21 protein-coding genes and 1 tRNA gene are annotated in these 19,410 nt (G+C 51.1%); 3 read left to right on the top strand and 19 right to left on the bottom strand.

Annotated features, from left to right (window positions below; all coding sequences use genetic code 11):
• Nucleotides 1-583: 583 nt before the first annotated feature.
• The 12 genes from NYE69_RS02800 to NYE69_RS02850 form a co-directional block, all read right to left on the bottom strand.
• Nucleotides 584-1,627 carry an ABC transporter ATP-binding protein gene (locus NYE69_RS02800; protein WP_328271525.1) on the bottom strand — a complete coding sequence of 348 codons (1,044 nt, stop codon included), beginning with the start codon at nt 1,625-1,627 and terminating at the stop codon, nt 584-586.
• Nucleotides 1,624-2,652 carry an ABC transporter ATP-binding protein gene (locus tag NYE69_RS02805; protein ID WP_328271526.1) on the bottom strand — a complete coding sequence of 343 codons (1,029 nt, stop codon included), beginning with the start codon at nt 2,650-2,652 and terminating at the stop codon, nt 1,624-1,626. The genes NYE69_RS02800 and NYE69_RS02805 overlap by 4 nt, the downstream gene beginning before the upstream one ends.
• On the bottom strand, nt 2,619-3,629 hold the full coding sequence (locus NYE69_RS02810) for an ABC transporter permease (RefSeq protein ID WP_445744812.1): 1,011 nt from the start codon (nt 3,627-3,629) through the stop codon (nt 2,619-2,621). Before NYE69_RS02810 ends, NYE69_RS02805 begins: the two co-directional genes overlap by 34 nt.
• A 5-nt stretch (nt 3,630-3,634) precedes the next feature.
• Nucleotides 3,635-4,606: an ABC transporter permease gene (locus NYE69_RS02815; RefSeq protein ID WP_328271528.1), complete on the bottom strand. Its 972-nt coding sequence runs from the start codon at nt 4,604-4,606 to the stop codon at nt 3,635-3,637.
• A 117-nt stretch (nt 4,607-4,723) separates the two neighbouring features.
• The gene (locus tag NYE69_RS02820; protein ID WP_340923683.1) at nt 4,724-6,457 is read right to left on the bottom strand and encodes a peptide-binding protein; all 1,734 of its coding nucleotides are present in this window, start codon (nt 6,455-6,457) and stop codon (nt 4,724-4,726) included.
• Nucleotides 6,458-6,925: 468 nt separating this feature from the next.
• Nucleotides 6,926-7,561 carry a hypothetical protein gene (locus tag NYE69_RS33610; protein WP_445744813.1) on the bottom strand — a complete coding sequence of 212 codons (636 nt, stop codon included), beginning with the start codon at nt 7,559-7,561 and terminating at the stop codon, nt 6,926-6,928.
• Between the two features lie 86 nt (nt 7,562-7,647).
• A complete protein-coding gene (gene rpsR / locus NYE69_RS02825; RefSeq protein ID WP_082207605.1) occupies nt 7,648-7,917 on the bottom strand; it encodes a 30S ribosomal protein S18 in 270 nt (89 codons plus the stop codon).
• Between the two features lie 21 nt (nt 7,918-7,938).
• Complete coding sequence (gene ssb, locus NYE69_RS02830) at nt 7,939-8,436, bottom strand: single-stranded DNA-binding protein (RefSeq protein ID WP_340923689.1); 498 nt, start codon at nt 8,434-8,436, stop codon at nt 7,939-7,941.
• A gap of 43 nt (nt 8,437-8,479) precedes the next feature.
• The gene (gene rpsF, locus NYE69_RS02835; RefSeq protein ID WP_036618247.1) at nt 8,480-8,764 is read right to left on the bottom strand and encodes a 30S ribosomal protein S6; all 285 of its coding nucleotides are present in this window, start codon (nt 8,762-8,764) and stop codon (nt 8,480-8,482) included.
• A gap of 160 nt (nt 8,765-8,924) precedes the next feature.
• The gene (locus NYE69_RS02840) at nt 8,925-10,190 is read right to left on the bottom strand and encodes an MFS transporter (RefSeq protein WP_340923694.1); all 1,266 of its coding nucleotides are present in this window, start codon (nt 10,188-10,190) and stop codon (nt 8,925-8,927) included.
• A complete protein-coding gene (locus NYE69_RS02845; protein WP_340923699.1) occupies nt 10,187-11,773 on the bottom strand; it encodes a GH3 family domain-containing protein in 1,587 nt (528 codons plus the stop codon). The genes NYE69_RS02840 and NYE69_RS02845 overlap by 4 nt, the downstream gene beginning before the upstream one ends.
• Nucleotides 11,774-11,788: 15 nt before the next feature.
• Nucleotides 11,789-12,352 carry a TetR/AcrR family transcriptional regulator gene (locus NYE69_RS02850; protein WP_340923703.1) on the bottom strand — a complete coding sequence of 188 codons (564 nt, stop codon included), beginning with the start codon at nt 12,350-12,352 and terminating at the stop codon, nt 11,789-11,791.
• A 180-nt stretch (nt 12,353-12,532) separates the two neighbouring features.
• Here NYE69_RS02850 and NYE69_RS02855 point away from each other — a divergent pair, with 180 nt between their 5' ends.
• Both NYE69_RS02855 and NYE69_RS02860 read left to right on the top strand, forming a co-directional pair.
• Complete coding sequence (locus tag NYE69_RS02855; RefSeq protein WP_036618241.1) at nt 12,533-12,730, top strand: YjzC family protein; 198 nt, start codon at nt 12,533-12,535, stop codon at nt 12,728-12,730.
• 926 nt (nt 12,731-13,656) lie between these two features.
• Nucleotides 13,657-13,977, top strand: coding sequence for a hypothetical protein (locus tag NYE69_RS02860; RefSeq protein ID WP_340923708.1), 321 nt, complete (start codon nt 13,657-13,659; stop codon nt 13,975-13,977).
• Between the two features lie 418 nt (nt 13,978-14,395).
• Here NYE69_RS02860 and NYE69_RS02865 read toward each other — a convergent pair.
• The 5 genes from NYE69_RS02865 to NYE69_RS02885 form a co-directional block, all read right to left on the bottom strand.
• Nucleotides 14,396-14,486: transfer RNA gene (locus NYE69_RS02865), tRNA-Ser, on the bottom strand.
• Between the two features lie 201 nt (nt 14,487-14,687).
• On the bottom strand, nt 14,688-15,272 hold the full coding sequence (locus NYE69_RS02870) for a glycerol-3-phosphate responsive antiterminator (RefSeq protein ID WP_340923712.1): 585 nt from the start codon (nt 15,270-15,272) through the stop codon (nt 14,688-14,690).
• Nucleotides 15,273-15,504: 232 nt separating this feature from the next.
• A complete protein-coding gene (locus NYE69_RS02875) occupies nt 15,505-15,741 on the bottom strand; it encodes a DUF951 domain-containing protein (RefSeq protein WP_316560444.1) in 237 nt (78 codons plus the stop codon).
• A 50-nt stretch (nt 15,742-15,791) separates the two neighbouring features.
• On the bottom strand, nt 15,792-16,664 hold the full coding sequence (locus NYE69_RS02880) for a mechanosensitive ion channel family protein (protein WP_328271537.1): 873 nt from the start codon (nt 16,662-16,664) through the stop codon (nt 15,792-15,794).
• 35 nt (nt 16,665-16,699) lie between these two features.
• On the bottom strand, nt 16,700-16,933 hold the full coding sequence (locus tag NYE69_RS02885) for a DUF3343 domain-containing protein (protein ID WP_036627213.1): 234 nt from the start codon (nt 16,931-16,933) through the stop codon (nt 16,700-16,702).
• A 146-nt stretch (nt 16,934-17,079) separates the two neighbouring features.
• Here NYE69_RS02885 and yyaC point away from each other — a divergent pair, with 146 nt between their 5' ends.
• The gene (gene yyaC / locus NYE69_RS02890) at nt 17,080-17,688 is read left to right on the top strand and encodes a spore protease YyaC (protein ID WP_036618236.1); all 609 of its coding nucleotides are present in this window, start codon (nt 17,080-17,082) and stop codon (nt 17,686-17,688) included.
• Here the strand turns inward: yyaC and NYE69_RS02895 are convergent.
• Together NYE69_RS02895 and NYE69_RS02900 are read right to left on the bottom strand one after the other, a co-directional pair.
• Nucleotides 17,660-18,160, bottom strand: a complete 501-nt coding sequence (locus NYE69_RS02895; protein WP_036618235.1) for a DUF4446 family protein — start codon at nt 18,158-18,160, stop codon at nt 17,660-17,662. The two genes, yyaC and NYE69_RS02895, sit on opposite strands and share 29 nt — an antisense overlap.
• 22 nt (nt 18,161-18,182) lie before the next feature.
• On the bottom strand, nt 18,183-19,343 hold the full coding sequence (locus tag NYE69_RS02900) for an aminotransferase class V-fold PLP-dependent enzyme (protein WP_328271538.1): 1,161 nt from the start codon (nt 19,341-19,343) through the stop codon (nt 18,183-18,185).
• Nucleotides 19,344-19,410: the final 67 nt, after the last annotated feature.

A 19,410-nucleotide genomic window follows, 5' to 3' on the forward strand; every position in this document is an offset into this window, starting at 1 on the left:
GCTCCAATATCGCCGTTTTCATATTTTAACGGTTGCCATAGCGCTTATTTAGCTAAAACCCGGCGATTTGGGCTCAGATTAGAGCAGATAACCGCGTTCACAACCGTTAAAATTTAGAAAGGGTCTTTTTATGCAAAATAGCGACTAATACAACCGTTAGATTTCTGACGTGATCTCAAATGGAATAGCGGGCAAGGTGTACCAGAGATTTTGTGTAAGCGTTAATGCAACGCCAGTGCCCTAACGGGCCCACATGACCCTATTTCGCTCTAAACCAGTTCACCCAAGCCGATTTGAGGTAAATAAGGTCATCTGTGTCCGTACATTTTGCAAACCCCCGTATTTCCGAGAATAACGACCCTGGTGTTCCTTAGCCCCAGATTCCTCTTCTCCTCCCTTCTCTAGCTGCGCAACCTCCCTACCCTGCCGAAAATTCCATAAAGAAGCCAGACCGCGTTTAGCGGTAGTTTTCCTTGCGGTATCAGGAAACCGAGGCTCCGAATCCAAAAAAACAGAGGCCTGTTCCTCATATGAGAGCAGCCCCCTGTTCTTTCTATTATTCCATCGCTACCGATTTCCAGCCTTATACCAAGCCGCTATCCGCGCCGAGCGGGAAGTGGCAAGCCACTTGGCGGCCGGGCCCGGCTTCCGTCAGCTTCGGCTCCACCTGGGCGCATTTGTCCCCGGCAAACGGGCAGCGGGTGTGGAACCGGCAGCCGGATGGCGGATTTGCCGGCGACGGCACATCCCCCTGCAGCACGACGCGCTCCTTGCGGCGTCCCGGCGCAGGTTTGGGAATCGCCGACAGCAAGGCGGCCGTATAAGGATGAAGCGGCGCGGCAAACAACGTTTCGGTTTCCCCCACCTCCACCAGTTTGCCGAGGTACATCACCCCTACCCGGTCCGATATGTGACGGACGACATTCAAACCGTGGGCAATGAACAAAAACGTCAACCCCAATTCACGCTGCAGCTTCATCAGCAAATTGATGACCTGCGATTGCACGGAGACGTCCAACGCCGAAACGGCCTCATCCGCGACGATAAATTTCGGGTTCAGGGCAATTGCCCGGGCAATACCGATCCGCTGCCGCTGTCCCCCGGAAAATTCGTGCGGGTACCGGTTGCGCCGGCTGGCATCCAGCCCGACCAGCTCCATCAGCTCAACAACGCGCTCATCGATCTGTTTGGCCGACATGTTGCGGTGAACGCGCAGCGGTTCGCCGATGATATCCCTAACCAGAAAACGCGGATTCAGCGAGCCAAACGGATCCTGAAAAATGATCTGCATTTCCTCGCGCAATTTTCGCAGCTCCTGGCCCTTTAACGTGTGAATATCCCGCCCCCGGAACACGACCTCCCCGTCCGTCGCGCCCTGAAGCCGCAATATAACGCGTCCCAATGTCGATTTGCCGCATCCCGATTCACCGACGAGCCCGAAGGTCTCTCCTTGGCGAATGGCCAATGAAACGTCGTCAACGGCTTTCACATGCCCAACGACCCGGCTTAACAATCCTTTTTGAATCGGAAAATATTTCTTTACGTTGCGGATATCCACCAAAATCTCCCCGGAATCTTGGCTCTCCGCCTTCGGTGTTGACTGCAAAGGCGCCGTGTTGATGATCATGCCGGTTTCACCCCGCTTCTTCCGCTAGGCTCTCCCGCCGCGAACACCGGCTTATCCTCATACAACCAGCAAGCCGCGCGATGATCGTCCCCAACCAGAAATTCGCCGGGCTCCTTCTGCCGGCAAATGTCCTTAGCATGCGGACAGCGGGGATGAAACCGGCACCCCGAGGGCAGCTGTCCGATCGGCGGAATCGTCCCCTGGATCGTATACAGCTCGCCTCCGCGCTCCCCTTCAAAGCCCGGAATCGATTGCAGCAGCCCCACTGTATATGGATGGCTCGGATGGGCGAAGATTTCCTCCACCGGCCCTTCCTCCACGATCGCTCCAGCGTACATGACGGCGACCCGGTCGGCCATTTCCGCGGCCACGCCCATGTCGTGCGTAATCAGTAAAATAGACATCCCCAGCTCGGCCTGCAGCTTCCGCAGCAGATCGAGAATTTGCGCCTGCACCGTCACGTCCAGCGCCGTCGTCGGTTCATCGGCGATCAGCAGCTCCGGATTGCAAGCCAGGGCAATGGCGATCACGACGCGCTGGCACATGCCCCCCGACAGCTCGTGCGGATATTGCTTGGCGCGGATCTCCGGAGCCGGAATCCCGACCAGACGCAGCAAATCGACCGCCATGCTCCAGGCTTCCTCCCCGTTTTTGTTCTGGTGCAGCTTTAAGCTTTCGGCAATTTGCTCCCCGGCCGTAAATACCGGGTTTAGCGCCGACATCGGATCCTGGAATATCATGGCAATCCGATTTCCGCGGATTTGGCGCATTTCCTCCTGGCTCATCTGCGACAGATTCTGCCCGCGGAACCTGATATCTCCCTCCAAAATCATCCCCCCGGCATAATCAAGCAGCCGCATAATGGCCAGCGAGGTGACGCTTTTTCCGCTGCCCGACTCGCCGACCAGGCACAGCGTTTGCCCTTTGTCCAGGCTAAGCGAGATGCGGTCGGTTGCCTTGACGACGCCCTGCTCCGCAAGAAACCCTGCCGTCAATTTGCGGATTTCGAGTAATTTTTCCGCCACTTCGTCAGCCTCCTCCGCGATTTGCTGATGTTCTGTCTGGGATCCAGGGCGTCGCGAATGCCGTCGCCGATAAAGTTCACCGCCAGCACGACGATCAGGATGCACAGCCCGGGATAAACGGCTTGCATTTTATCGATCAGCATAAATTCCTGCGCATTGCTGAGCATAAGCCCCCAGCTCGTCGCCGGCGCCTGGATGCCGAGCCCCAGGTAGGACAAAGCCGATTCGCTCAAAATGGCCGTGCCTACCATTAACGTCGCATTGACGATAATCGGAAAGCTGGAATTGCGCAGCAGATGGCGGAAAATGATCCCCATATCCGATACCCCGATCGCCCTTGCCGCTTCCACATACTGCATTTCCCGCAGCTGCAGAAAGTTGCCCCGGACCAGACGGGCGATGCTCATCCAGCTCGTCAAGGCCAAAATCATGATCATGTACCGGATTTCGGACCCGAAGATGGCAAGCACAAGGATATTGAGAAACAAGGTGGGCACCGAATTCATCACATCAACGATGCGCATGCACACCGTGTCGACCCAGCCGCCGAAGTACCCGGACAACGCTCCGATGACCGATCCGATCACAACCGACGCCAAAGCCACAGAAAAGCCGATCAATAAGGAGATGCGGGCGCTGTACAGCAGCCGGGTAAAAATATCCCGTCCCAACTCATCGGTGCCGAGCAGATGCCCTGGCGAACCGGCCGGAAGATTGGCGTACAACAGATCGATTTTCGCCGGATCATGCCTTGAAATCAGCGGTGCCAATACAGCGGCGATAATGAAAAACAACAGCACGCCCAGACCCGTCATGGCGTACGGATTATGCGAAAATTTGCTCCAGAGCATTCTCCATGGGCCGGGCGGCTTTTTGGACGAAAGCGCCGGCTCGGCTTTGCCGCCGGTTACGGAAGATTCCGCCGGCTTCGGAACGGGCGGCTCCGGAGAAGGGCCGGACGGATACGGAACTTTCAGCTCGCTCACGCCGCCGTTCCCCCCTTCTGCCCCAATTTGACCCGCGGATCCACGATCGCGTACAAAATGTCCGCCAGCAGGCTGCCGATAACTACCACGACAGCGGTAACGATGGTAATTGCCATCAGCACGGAATATTCACGCGCCGTGGCCATCTCGACATATAATCGGCCCATGCCCGGCCAGTTAAACACGTTTTCGGTCAGTGCGGCTCCCCCGACCAGCAGCGGCAGGTCCAGGCCGATGATCGTGATGATCGGAATGAGCGCGTTGCGCAGCGCATGCCGGAACACCACCTTGCGTTCCTTAACGCCTTTGGCCCGTGCGGTGCGGATGTAATCCTGCTCCAGCACCTCAAGCATGCTCGCGCGCGCGTATTTCATATATGAAGCCAGGAACCCCAAAGACAGCACCGAGACCGGCAGCACCAGATGCATAAATAAATCGGCGATGCTGCCTTCCTTGCCGCGGCTGTGCATGTCCGAAAGCGGAAACCAGTCGAGTCCCAAGGAAAGCCACTGCTGCAGCAAAATGCCGAACCAGAACGTCGGCATGGCAAACCCCAAATAAGAGATAAAGGACGCGGTCTGGTCGGACAAACCGTATTCCTTCGTACTGTTATAGATGCCCCAAGGCAAAGCGATAACGAGCGTAACCAGCCAGGCCGCCCCCATCAAAATCAGCGTGTTGGCGATCCGCGGCCACAGCAGATCCCCGACCGGAAGATGATTTTTAAACGTATAACCGAGGTCGCCCCGCAGCAAGTCCCCCACCCAGCGGACGTACTGGACGGGGATCGGCTGATCAAGTCCAAGATTACGTTTCTGCTGTTCGAATGTCTCCGGTGACATGCCCGGAGCCAGCATCATCTGGGTGGGACCGCCCGGAGCAGCGTGGATGAGCAGAAAGGTGACGACCGTAATCAAAAATATGACCAGCACCGATTGCAGCAAACGACGGATCAGATATTCTGTCATTGTTTACCCTCCCGAGGCAGCAGGCGATAGAACCACCGGACCCTTTCCATTAAAGAGAAGGAGAAAGAGAGTGCTCCCTTTCCCCTCCGGCGATTCTATATCCCGTACCCGTCTTTTCTAGTCGGTTACCCACCATTTGATGACATGGAAGTATTGACCGTAACCAAGCGACGGTTCCGGACGGTCTTCTTCCGCCCAATGCACCCGAGGTCCCGTTCCGATCGCCTGCCCGTATTGATACAGGAACACGTAAGGCAAATCGGTGGAGATCTCCTTGGCCACTTCTTTATAAATCGCCTGGCGTTCCGTCTGATCAACCGTCGAGTATCCATCAACCCATAGCTGATCCAGCTTCTCGTTTTTGTACCAGCCGCTGTTTTGGCCCGCCGGCGGGAAGTATTTGGAGGAGAAGACGTTCTCCGAATTCGGATCCGGCGTATTCAGCGACCAGCCGAGGAGGATGGCTTGGTATTTGCCCGGCGTTACGTTTTGGTCGATCCATGCCGCAAAGTCGATTGCCTTCGGAACCACTTCAATGCCGACATCTTTCAAATTTTGTTGAATGACCGCGGAGATCTGCTCGCGGCGGCTGTTTCCGGCGTTGTACTGCAGTTCAAAGGAGAAGCGATGTCCGTCCTTCTCGAGAATGCCGTCCTTGCCGGCCACCCAGCCGTCTTCGGCCAGCAGTTGTTTGGCCTTTTCCGGATCATAGGGATAGTTTACGGCCGCGTCTTTCGGGTCCGCCCACGTATCCGGCAGGAACGGCGCATTCATCAGCGCGCCGACGCCTTTCAGCACATTGTCGACCATGCCTTGACGGTTCAGGGCATACGCGATCGCCTGTCTCGTCTTTTGCCCTGCAAACAATCCGTAATTGTCCTTGAAGTTTTTCGGGTCAAAATTAAAGTTGACGTATTCGTACTGAGCCCCCGGCTTTTGAATGATCGCGATATCCTTGTTCGCTTTTACAGCTTCCACCTGAGTCACAGGTATCGCGCTGATATGGTCCGTATCGCCTTTCAGAAGCGCCTGTACTTCGGTGTTTTGATCGGCGTAGATTTTGTAAACGACTTGGGCGATATGCGGTTTCACCGCCCCCCAATAGTTAGGGTCCGCATCCAGCGTATGGCTTTCGCCCTGTTTCCACGCCGTCCACTTCCACGGCCCGCTCGTGACCGTCTTGGCCGGATCGGTGCCGAAGGCGTTCTTCTGCAGTTCCTTCACCGGAACGTCCTTCAAGATATGGGCCGGAGCCAATTCTTGGACCAGCGAATACTGGAACGGAGCGTAAACCTGCTTCAGCGTAATATTAACGGTATGGTCATCGACCTTTTCCATTTTGTCGATTTTGTCATATAAACCTATTCCGGGAGCCCCGGTATCCGGGTTGCGAATCGTGTCGAACGTATAAATGATATCGTCTGCGGTCACCGGCTGTCCGTCGCTCCACTTCGCCGTATCCTTCAGCTTCACGGTGTACGTTTTGCTGTCTTCGGAAATTTGCGGAAGTTCCGCGGCCAATGACCACGGTTCGGCGGCGACATTTCCTTCCCGGTCCAAATCATACAACTTGGCAAAAATAAACTGCTCCACATCCCCCGAAGACGTGTCATTTATTAAAATCGGATTTACATTGACGATATCGGAAAACGAACTGAGCGTAAGCGTTCCGCCGTCCACCGGTTCATTGGCCGCCTTATCCGTTCCCGGCTCGGACGAATTTTCGGTTGGCGCCTTGTTTTCTGGCGCAGGCGTTTTGGAAGCCGTGTTGTCCGTGCTGCAGCCCGTAAACAAGATTCCGACCAGCGATAAAATAAGTAAAACCGACCACAATTTGCCCCTTCTGCCCATGATGCAATGACTCCTCCTTTTGAATTATGTAATTGAAACCGATCCTCTTATGGGAAAAAATCACAGTTGAATTATTGATCATAATACATGTGAAAATATCTTACGTCAATATCTTTTTTAGCAAACTGTTGGTTCCTTAATTATCATATTTTTCAAAAAATATAAATTAAAAGTTTGTATAAAACGCTTACAAAGTTTATTGAGTTATCTATTATTACACGAAACTAACATAACCAATTATTTATTTCTGACACATATTACATAAATATGACAAGATACGACTAGGCTTGTCTATAAAATAATCACATTTTGTCGTATCGCATCGATTGATATCGTTCAATCTTAGGGTAAGTATGTTAGAAAACCTGGCCAATTTCCCCCGCCCTTCTGGGGCATAGAGAAAAGAAAAGATCACAGAGCGGAACAATAATCCGCCTGTGATCCTGCTTTTGTTGTATATAGAATGAATTAGAATACCTCGTAATTATGGCCATAGTTATTATCCCAATACGTTTGCCCACCGGTTGTATACGAAATCGCATATTTAACATTGGTAGCACCCGGAACATTGAAACTGTAGTTCCAATTTTCAACACTATTGAGATTATTCAAGGAGCCATTATAAGTGGCGTAGCCCTCTTGAGTCGTTGCCCAATCATCCGTTGTGTACCGTATCTTCATGATTTTCGTAGGATCCAGGTTTTTCACATAGATATTTCCGCTAAATTCACCATTGCTCAGAGTACTATTGGCGTTAAGCACATTTGGTGATCCCAAAATCACGGATCTAAGGGGAACTGTACTATTCACTTCATTGTAATAATTCGCTGACCCGTTGTTATCCCAATAGCTCTGGTTATTCACTTCGTATTTGATTGAGAATTTTATGAATCTCAGATTCTTCAACTCAGAATGTTCTGTTGTGGAATCATTTGTGGAAATGCTAAAACGCCATTTCTCATGGTTTACATCTGTCGGACCTACATAATACGCACTCGTATCATACCAATTTGTGTCATCTGTCGTGTAATGGACAGTCACATTCTTCACGGGTCCCAGATTAACAACTTCAATATTGCCGCTGAATCCGACATATCCAGGTATCGCCCTCTACTCCGCCGGAAAATGTATATTCACAAAAAAAGCAGCCGGAACCATGTAGGTTCCGGCTGCCGTTTTCAGCTTGCCGATTACTCCGTAGTGTAAGGAAGCAATGCGATTTGACGAGAGCGCTTGATGGCAACCGTCAAAAGGCGTTGGTATTTCGCGCTGGTGCCCGTTACACGACGCGGCAAAATTTTGCCGCGTTCGCTGATGAATTTCTTCAGCAACTCGGTGTCTTTATAATCAATGTGAGTAATTTTATTCACAGTGAAGTAGCACACTTTACGACGTTTGTTGCGGCCGCCGCGGCGAGCCGGTCTCTTGTCGTCTCCGCCTTCTCTTTGTTTGAAGCTCATGCTTTTCAGTCCTTTCCGTAATTAAAATGGCAAATCGTCATCCGAAATGTCGATCGGTTTCCCGTCATCGGAGAAAGGATCATCTTGATTGCTGCGCGAGAATCCGCCGCCGCCACGGTTGTTGCCACCGCTGCCGCTGCCACCGCCTCCGAACGGAGACTCCTCCCGCATGCCGCCTCCGCCACCCGAGCCGCCTTCGCGGTTCGATTCCAAGAAACGGACATTGTCGGCAATAACTTCGGTGACGTACACACGTCTGCCTTCGTTATTTTCGTAATTCCGTACTTGAATACGTCCTTCCACCGCGGTAAGCCGTCCTTTGCGCAAATAGTTCGCGCAAGTCTCAGCGAGCTGCCTCCAGGTGACCACCGGAATGAAATCCGCTTCCCGTTCTCCTCCCTGCGAGGTGAACGGTCTGTCCACCGCAATCGTAAACTGAGTCACCGCCACGCCGGAAGGCGTATAGCGAAGCTCGGGATCCCGGGTAAGACGTCCGATTAGAATGACACGGTTCAACAATCAAATCCCCTCCTTCGGGAAGTGTTTACTCAAACTTGAACAATTAGGCTACGTCTTTCGTGATGAGATAACGGATAACCTCGTCGGAAATCTTCAAAATCCGCTCAAGCTCGGCAACCACTTCAGGGGCAGCCGTGAAATTTACGAGCACGTAAATTCCGTCGCGAACCTTGTTAATCTCATACGCAAGCCGGCGTTTGCCCAACACGTCGTGTTTGGTAATTTCACCGCCGTTTTGGATGATGCCTTGGAATTTTTCGACTGTAGCTTGAACAGCTTCTTGTTCAACGTCAGGACGAATAATGTACATCACTTCATATTTGCGCATCTGATTCACCTCCTCTTGGACTATGGCCCCTAAATTGCTGCGCTTAGGAGCAAGGAGCGAGCGTAAACTCGCACCATATTAATATACCAAATTGCCCGGGCCACTGCAAGTGCAAGCCTAAAGAGAGCCCAAACGGCCCCGGGATATAGAACGCGGCGCTTTAACGGCCGCCCTGGCTTTCCGTTTTCCCCGCAGCCGTCAAATCTTTGAATTTACTGGACTTCGTGCCGTAAGTCCCCTGCATCACGGCAATCCCCAAGACGGCGACCGCCAGCGTAATGGCCAGCGCGAGATGGGGTCCGATTTCCCAAGCGGCGCCCGTAACGAGCGAGCCGATAAATGACCCCAGATACTGGATGCTGTTGAATATTCCGTTGGTCGTCCCCCGATAACCGGCATCGGCCATATCGTTGACGCAGCTTTGGGCGATCGTGGATACGCAAATGTAACAAACCATAAACAATACGCTGCCCGCCAAAATAAACCCGTAGCTCGGCTTGTAGAACAAAGCGATGCCGGCGGCGCAGAGCAAAAAAGCAGCTTGCAGCAAAATAAAGCGGTACCCTTTGGCCGCGATTCGGCCGGAAAATTTCAAAGCAATAATCGCTACGGCCACCGCAGGCATAAACACCTTCCACATTCCGTCCGTTCCCGTAATGGTCTGCAGATCCATCGGAACGATGTAAAACACGGCCACCATAACATAATTGTTGATGAAAGCAGCCGCGTTTAATTTTAAGTAGGCCGTATTTTTCAGTAAACTCTTCATCAGCGGTTTTAAACCGGACGGAACGTTTTCCCCCGCGGGCCGGCCTGCCGCCGCCCCTCCTGGCTCCCTCTCCGGCTCCTTTAAAAAGAACAAAATGAGCAGCCAGCTTACAGTAATAATGAAGGCGCACGCCAGAAACATTTCGTTGACGGTCAATATCCGGTGCACCATCGGCCCGAAGGCAAACGAAGCCGCAGCGGCAAAGCCGATGCTGGCGCTCGCGATGCTCATCGCTCTCAGACGCAGCCGTTCGTCCAATCCGGCGGATATCCAGGAAAATACCACGGCTATGACCGCGCCGCTCCCCTGAAGGGCGCGGGCTGCAATCAGCCAGTAGATGCTGGTGGCGTAATAAGCGAGGACAAGCCCGACGATGACCTGGGCAAATCCGATCAATATGACTTTTTTATTTCCGATTTTATCGCTCCATAATCCGAACGGAATCTGAAACACGGCCTGCGCCAGCCCAAAAACGCCCAGCGCCACCCCGGCGAGGGTCGGCGTATATCCGCTCAGCGATTTGGAATACACCGATATAAACGGCATCACCATTGTCATCGCAACCTGCCGGATGCTGACCGCGGTACTAAGGATTAGCAAAAAGGCAAGCCCTGCTCTTGTGAAACCTTCTGTCTTGTGTTTGCCGGTGCCGTTCATTGCATCGTCTGCTCCCAATCTTGCGGCATATTTTGATGGATGATCCAGGATTTATCGATATGCTCGCGGAAAAATTGCGGCGTAACTACCGCTTTTACTTTAATATGGCCCGTGATTCCCGTTTGTTCGCTTCTTTGCCGCTCCAACTCGGCGAACGTCCCCGGCCGGAATTGTACATAATGGGGCGGCTTAATGATCGTTCGCGAATAATTGCGGTAGGCGATGCGGACCTCTTTCAAAGCCGCCGCAAAGGCGTCCATGAATTCGTTCATGGTCTCCGGCGATAGAACCTCTTTCATTTCAATCCCCAGACAATGGTGGACAAAACAATCCCGGTCCATCCAGCCGAAAAACAGATGAGGCCCCGCCTTCAGCTTGAGCCGGGCGGCAGCCTGATTAACGGCCTGGGCAATCTCCGCTTCGTTCAGCTTCTCCCCCGTTAAGTTGACCATGGACACCGTCCGTCCGACAACTTTGATCTGCGGCGGATCAGCCGACACGAATCTTACCACATCACCAGTCGTATAGCGGTACAGCCCATTAGAGCCCGTAATGATCATTTCGTACGGTACATCCTGCTTCACGTCCGCCAAAGGACACACGCTGCCGCTTTCCGGATCGCGAAATTCAAAGTAATACAAATCCGCGTTCAGCGTAAGCCCCGGGTCCTGCTCGGAATAAACGCAACCATATGCCCCTTCGGTGCCGGAATAAAAGTCGCTGACCCATACACCGTCGCCCAGTACTTGCCGGATTTGCGGAATAAACGTATCGTAAAGCACGCCGGTAGACAACATCACCCGGAAGTTGGGCCATAGCTTCAGCAAATCGATACTGCCGTCGTCTCCCATCGCCGCCCGCACCGTCTCACGGTATTCGGGCAAGCGGGAAAATAAGCTGCCGCTCCGGTATTTAATATAATTCAATAAGTTCAGCGAGAAGCTGGTAATCCCGCCAATGCCGACAATATTGTGCTTTAGCGCGTATTTGGCCGTTTCAAACATTCTGCGGTCGTAATCTTCAAGCTCCATCACCGAATCGGGGACCGGATTAATATCCCTCAGCCTTGGGTTGTAGGAACTCATGATGCCGGAAATATAGCCGACCGGTACCCCGTTGATTTCCCCGACCCTTCGCGGCCCCGCCGTCGATAAAACCTTTCCGTCGGGCGGCAATAATAAGCCGCCGCCGGACTCCATATACCCGATTAAATTCCGCATGGCGGCGCGAGACCACTGATCAAGGCTTTCCCGGGTATGCGGTATCAGCTTGGCCGTGCCGGACGAACCGCTGGTTTTGGCCCAATAAAAGATCGGATCGCGGGTTAACACCCCCGGCTTCCGCTGCGCCTCTTCCAAATCGGGGGCGTATTCGTTATAACTTCTGACCGGTACGGCCCGGCGATACTGATCCGCCTCGCGCATTTGGGCAAACCCGTATCTCCGCCCTACTTCAGTCGATTCATTTTTACGGATGATGGACATCAGTAAATTTTGTTGTGTTATTTCAATGTCGGCAAGTGACTCACGAAAAGCGTTGAAATCTTCATACAATTGCCCGGTCAAGCGCTGTTTCGTAATCATCTTTGTACCATCCCTTTATTCGCAAATTCCTTTCATCAGAACCTGATACACTTCTTCCCAAGCTTGTTTCAAGGTCAGACCATGATCATGGAGAAACTGGTGCTCATAGATGATGGAACTCGTCTTCTCGATCATAAAAATGAGAATTTCCGGACGAATCGTCGGTCTCAGCAATCCTTGCCGCACTGCCCCGTTCAATAAATCGGTAAGCAGCCGCACTTTAAAGCGGCGGTAGGCCTCGACCTTTTCCCATTCCCGGGGATAGATCTGGCGGGCTTCTTCGATAACGGGCAAAGGCAATTTATATTTATGGTAGGAAAATACGGCAGCCCGGAACCGATCCCGCCATTCCTTAGCTTTATCCATTTCCTGAAGCGCACTGGTTCGATCACTCCCCAACACCTCATCGAAAAAGACAGAAATAATTTCGTCCTTGCCCGAAAAGTACTTATATATGGTTTTCTTGCTGATGCCAAGCTGTGCGGCCAAATCGTCAAGCGTAAACCTCCGCAGACCATGCCGGCCAATAAGCTGAGAAGCTGTTTCGATTATCCGTTCCCGCAGCCTGCCTCCCTCCATTCACCAATTATTTTCTACCCACACGGAAACTCAATTTAATATTCCAGTTTCCTTGCTTATAGTACTATTTTTTCTATAATTTGTAAATCGGACTTTGGGTTTAAATTAGAATTCCGCCACATAACCTAAGAACGTTTCATAAAATTCCTCAAAGGAACTTAAAGGAGGCGGCAAGCGGCAATGGGTGAACAAACCGAATTTGAAGAAGGGCAACGGGCTCCGAACCCCGGCGTATACGTTGAGGTCGGCGAAGCGCGCAGCTTCCATACGCAAATTGAAAACCCCAAGCGGATAACTCTTGAAAAGGGCGACAAATTCCCGGAAACCACGAACAAAAACCGGAAGTGGAAAAAGGAAGAAAAAGCACGCGTTCATTAATCACGAATTTCCAATTTTTTTCTCCGTATAAAAACCGGCCACCCGCACATAATATACTCAGACGGCGAGCAAGAGAGGTGTGGTTCCGTTGGATCAATCCGCAGGAAACAAACCATCAGGAGTATCTTGTCACTGCTTGTAGAAGCGTAAGAGCGCGGGTTGGGTAAGACCCCTCTTCTCCAATCCGCGTATGCTAAGGCAGTATCGAATGGTTCTCTGGCTCGTGTGAAAAGATTTCCAAAAATCCAGTTCGCCGTCAACCAGGAAGGGCCCGCAAGGGTCCTTCTTTAATTTTGGAGGTTGGGGCTTTAGGGTTTGCGTTTTTTTGTCGCGACCTCCCTCCTGCTAGCTCCTTAGATAACAAGTTGCGTGATAACAAGTTGTGTGAATGCATAAAAACGCCAAGCTGCAGTGAGATTCTGCCAGTCTGGCGTTTTATCGTTTCAAAATAGCGGGGTCGTCATTCTAACGGTTGTGAACGACGTTATTTCGCTAAAATGTAGGGGAAAATAATTTTAACGGTTGCGACAGAGCTTATTTGCCGTATTTCTGCGGATTTGAGTCTTTTTTGCCCAAATAAGCGCGATTACAACCGTTAGAAATTGAAGTCCTGCTTTTTCGGCTAAATAAGCTCAATCACAACCGTTAGCGTCATACTGGAGCTCCGGAATGTAGGACCGTTCGCTCCGAATGAACGGATTGGTCAACTGACTTTGAAGTCAAGAAAGCGTAAGAGTACAGGTTGGAAAAGCCCTCTCTTCGAAGACCTACGTATACTAAGGCAGTATCGAATGATTTCTCTGGCTTGTGTGAAAAGATTTCTAAAAGTTAGTTCACCGTCAACCAATAAGGGCCTGCAAGGGTCCTTTTTCTTTTGTTTTTTATAGCCACAATGAACTAGTTCCAAATTTCAGGAGGGATTGTCAATGAGTTCATCTCGCATTTTAAAATGGATTACGGGGGCCTTTGAAATTTTCCTGGGGATTCCGGTCCTGGGCGGAGCTATTATTCTTGGTTTATACTGGACTCCGTTGTTTGTTATGTTCATCCTACATATTATTACCCTGGTTCTTTCCAAGAAGAACAATGAACCCATCTATGGTTCGGTACTGGGGATCGTAACCTCGGTTATCGGCTGGATTCCTGTAGTAGGCATGATCATGCACATTATTACAGGGATTCTGCTCATGGTCAGTGCTGCCCAAAAACCAAACACTGCATCTCAACACTCCACGTTTCAAGGTTAATTAAATGTAGGACAACCCGGAAAAAAATTTCCGGGTTATTTTTATCTCAACTTTCGCAACTTGAAATACGTGCCTACTTTCTTCTTCAGTACTCTTTTGTTCTAAGGGAATAGTTGTAAAGTATACAGTTACTTATCCGGAAATGCTGATACAACGCTTGATTAAGTGCAAAACCTGCAATTACTCGCCTATCTTCCGAAGGAAAGGCAAAAAGACACGAAGCAGTTGCATGAAATGCAATTAAACGAATAATCAGATAAATTGATGTAAAGTTAGTTGTATGATTTACAATTAACTGTTCGAGCCAAGCAACAGCGGCTAAGCTGATTTTGTCTCTATAAATGTTGAATTTTATAAATAAAAACCCCTTACTTTATACGTAAGGAGTTCGGTTCATTACCTTATATTTAAATAATTATGGCGGAGAGGGTGGGATTCGAACCCACGCACGCCTTGCGACGCCTAGTTGATTTCGAGTCAACCCCCTTGGGCCTCTTGGGTACCTCTCCACAGCGAATTTTATTATATCATAGATCTTGTACCAATGCAATAGAATAACGCAAAACAAACAACATCCAAATTATGTAAATCCCATCCTCAGCCAAAACAGCAAAAACCGCCGAAAACAAAAAAACAACCTACACCGTGCACATCTAAGCAAGGAAGGCTGCTTTTGGGTTTTCCGAGGCGTCTCCACTCTTAGGCATCATTCACTTTTGGGACGAAGGCTGCTTCGGCATGCTGCCGATAGCAAAATCGTTCCAGAAATCGGGATTCCCGATCGACACATAACTGGCTCCGCTTCGGAAGGCCGTGTCAATCTCCTCCTGATTGCGGATTAGCCCTCCCGCTATCAACGGCTGGCCGATCCTCTGCTTGAACTCGCGGATAATACGCGGCATAAGTCCGGGCATGAGTTCCACCTCATCCGGCTCGCAATGCTGGATCATGCGAATCGCCGTTTCCACTGCTGCCGAATCGATTGCAAATACCCGTTGAATCGACTTGATACCAACCTGCTTGGCCGCGACGACCATGTTGCTTTTCGTCGTGACAATGCCGTCGATGGCGAACATTTCGGCTAAATACTCGATCACCGAGGCATCCCGGCCGATCCCACCCACCATTTCGACGTGGACATAAATCTGTTTGTTCTTTTTGCGCAATTGCTTGACGATCTCATCCAGCGTCATAATGTTGCCCGCCATCAAAATAACGCGCTCGACTTTACCGTCAACTGCAGCAGAGATCATGATGTCTTGAGTAATGGAGGCGATAATTGGGTAGCCACTCATGCTTCTCACCTCTTCCCCGTTCTGAACTTAGCATACTGCCGATATATTAAGGAAATGCGAGCCTTTTGTTCAAATTATGTAAAAAAGAGGCGCATTCAGCGCCATAAACGTCGAATCACCTCTGCCGGGAGCTCTATAAGTTGAACTAATGATTAACCGGATGCCTACGGGCAGCCGGGTGAACTGTTCTACGATTTGGTTTACACGTGTAACCCTATGCTTCCGAAGGCCCTTAATCCGTCTGCTCAGGAGGCTGCTGCCCCGTCTCCTGCTCTGCCGCCGCAGAACGCAGCACCTTGCGCATGTTTTTTTCGAACTTGGCGCGAGGCACCAGCACGCTGTGCTTGCAGCCTACGCATTTAATACGGATATCCATCCCCATGCGGATGATTTCCATTTCGTTGCTCCCGCACGGATGATTTTTTTTCATTTGTACAATATCGCCCAATTGAAAAGATTTTCGCTCCATGGCCCTGCTCCTTTCTGCATGCATTAGTTCCTTGCCTTAACTCTGCCAACTTATCGGCTTACTGCAGTCCCTCTCCCCATCTCCGCATCCTCCAAAGCCTCCTTGGCGAAGGTTTGAATCAGCCGTTCCACCTCCGTACGTTTCGACGGCGGACATTCCGCGGCGATCCGAATGACGTATTCACTGGAGGACATGGATTGGATGCCAAGCACGTTTGGCGCCTGGGAAAACTCCGGATGGCTCTGCTTTAGCTTCTCCATCGCGGCTTTCAGCAGCTCCATGCTCTCCTCCAGCCGGCGGGTTTGGCTAAACGTCAAATCGACAACGGCCAACGCGTTTCCGATCGAATAGTTCGTCACATTGATGATCGAACCGTTCGGAATAATGTGCACCTCGCCGGTCCAACTGACCAGCCGCGTTGAACGCAGGCCGATCATCTCCACCGTTCCTTTATAGCTGCCGGTCTGAATGACGTCTCCCACCGCGAATTGATCCTCCAATATAATGAAAAAGCCAGAGATCACATCTTTAACCAAAGCCTGTGCGCCAAACCCGATCGCCAATCCCAATACACCGGCGCCGGCCAATAACGGTCCCAATTCAAAACCGATTTCCCCCAGCACCAGCATCAACAAAATAAAATTCGCCGTAATGGACGTTACATTTTTCATTAACTCCCCTACGGTCACCAGTCTGCGGGGGTTCATTTGCAGCCGGTTCTTTTCCCTTCGCTCCAAGGAGCGGTCGATCAAACGGTAGATCACTTTTACAAATAAGCGGGTTAAGATAAAAATAAGCAGTATTTTTAATGCGGAAATCAGCACGCCTTGCCACATATCCATATCCGCAAACCAGTTCCAAACCTTATCCTTCCAGGTAACGGCGGCATTCAGCATTTCATCCGTTGCCATCTCCAACCACATTGCATCTATCATCCTTTCGCACAATCCCTGACGGATTATAGCTCTATGCTATCATAGCCCATCGGCCGCGGCGAGTAAATGCCCCGAATTTCCACCGTTTCGCTGCGAATGATCCTCTTCACTTTTTCCAAAGCCTCTGACGGAAATCGAATCGATAAGGCGCAGCCTGCGGTTATCTCCTTGGGCGTCGGACACAGGTCGATGTCTACCTCGGCATATTCCAACAGCATTTCGGCTCGCAACGCCTGCTGGGTTGAATCAAAAGCCATCACCAGCCACGCTTCCCCCACCGTCGTCCCCCCTTTTTTGAATCATGACTTTAGTCCGAGTATATAATCCCCGTTTCTTCCATATACTATCTACTAAATCTACGAGCTGTCTTTGACGTTATTTTACTCGAGGAAAGGGAGATTCCATGTCACAGCTACAACCGTCAATCTCAGGCCAACCAATGCCGTATTTAAAAATCGCCCATACGGAACCAGGGATTCATTCCGCCATCATTCATCGTCTGCTTCTGCATTTTGCCGAAATCACTCCCGGACAGGAGATCGTCATCATCTGCATTGGGACAGACCGTTCGACCGGAGACTGCCTTGGCCCCCTGGTAGGCACTTCTCTCGCAAAATATAATAGCCCGGAATTCCATCTATTCGGGACGCTCGATGAACCCGTTCATGCCATGAATCTCAAAGACACGCTCGAACTCATCGACCGGACTTTCGCCGACCCGTTTATTATCGGCATTGACGCCTGCCTTGGCCAAACGTCGAGCGTCGGATCGATCCAGGTCGTGCAAGGGCCGCTCCGCCCCGGCGCGGGGGTAAATAAAGAACTGCCGCCGGTCGGCGATATCCATCTCACGGGCATCGTCAATGTCGGCGGCTTCATGGAGTATTTTGTATTGCAAAACACACGGCTTAGTCTTGTGATGCGGCTAGCGGACATCATTGCCAATTGCGTTTACACCGCAATCAAAGAATGGAACCGGAACCTTACTCCTTTATCGCGGCGAGAGCAATAGCTTCCCGTTCTTCCGTGGATAACGCATGCGTTGATTCGCCCTTCGACAAAGATTTGGCATATACATAGGAGCCGTCGCGGTTGTAAAGCCCGGTAAGAACAACTCCGTCCTGTTCCTCGTTAATAAACGCAATCGAGAAGCTCAGGTCGTTTCCGCGTTCACCGAATGCATTGTAGCGTTTAATTCCGATTTTCGCTTTTTGCTTCGGCATCAGCCGCTGTAATTCGTCAAGCTGCCGAGCCTGAGTTTCCTGAACATCTTCGATTTTGTCCTGCTGCATTTTCAAATCAATTAGCAGGCTCTCCAGATCTTCAACGCCGGTTCCCTTCATCATCAAATCGTATTTTTTTCTCATTTTCCGCAGCTTACTGCCTTGTATCAAGTTCCAAACGAACAACCAAACCAACAAAATGATAAATACGCCAACGACCAAAAACAACTGGTCGAAGATGAGATCATTCCAATCCCGCATGCTAATGTCTACTCCCCTATGCCTATGATGACTTTGTGATCGATGTCAACGCCGCAATGAGCGCCTCGACATCGGCATTTGTCGTATTGTACCCCACGCTGACCCGAACCGCTCCGCCTTCCAATGTTCCAGCCGTCTCATGTCCAAGCGGCGTACAATGATAACCGGCCCGCACGGCGATACCGAATTCCCGGTCCAGTGTAAAAGCCAGCTCGGAGGCTTCATGTCCAGCAATCGTAAACGCCACGATCCCCGTACGCGGCTTCCCCAGCTCCGGGCCCAATAAGGATATGCCTTTTACGGCGAGCAGTTGCTCCATTAATTTTTGCGTTAAAGCCCATTCCCTGCGGAATAGATTTTGGACTCCTTCTTTAAGCACATAACCAACTCCAGCTCCAAGACCGGCAATCCCCGGCGCGTTGCCCGTTCCGGCCTCATAGCGGTCCGGCCGAACCGCCGGCTGCTCGGGCTCCTCCGATTGACTCCCTGTGCCGCCGTGCAGCAAAGGTTCCAAGTCAACATCCGGATCGATGTATAGTCCCCCGGTCCCTTGCGGTCCCAAAAGCCCCTTATGTCCGGGAAACGCCAGCATATCAATCCCCAAATCCTGGACGTCGATCGGATAGGATCCGGCCGTTTGCGAAGCGTCAAGCAGCAGTATCGCCCCTAGTTCATGAGCTATGGCGCTTAACTCCTTTACGGGCAAAATGCATCCTAGCAGGTTTGAACTATGCGTACACACGACCAGTCTTGTATTGGAACGAAACATGGACCGGACTTGATCAAGGTCGATTTCGCCCCGGGAATTTACTTTTGCATAGTCTACAGCCACGCCTTGAGTTCGCCGTAAATATTCAAGCGGCCTTCTCACCGAGTTATGTTCGACCATCGTGGCGATGACATGATCCCCCGGTTTGACCCATCCTTTGATTGCCATGTTCAAGGCCGAGGTTGCGTTGGAGGTGAATGCAATGTCATTGGGATTTGAGATATGAAACAAAGTTGCAAGCTGAGCTCGTGTTTTGTACATTACCCGCCCCGCTTGCAGCGCCATACTATGGTTTCCGCGCCCCGCATTGGCAGCTGGTCCAGTTAGTATTTCCAACACGGCTTCTCCTACCCCAGGAGGTTTTGGCCAAGATGTGGCTGCATGATCCAGGTATACCACCGGATTGTCTCTCATATGTCTCCCACATCCTCCCCAAGTCTTTTCCGCCAGACCAAGAATGACATACCCCTCTTCCCTTCAA

Source organism: Paenibacillus sp. FSL R5-0527, from assembly GCF_038008055.1.
Taxonomy (GTDB): Bacteria; Bacillota; Bacilli; order Paenibacillales; family Paenibacillaceae; genus Fontibacillus; species Fontibacillus macerans.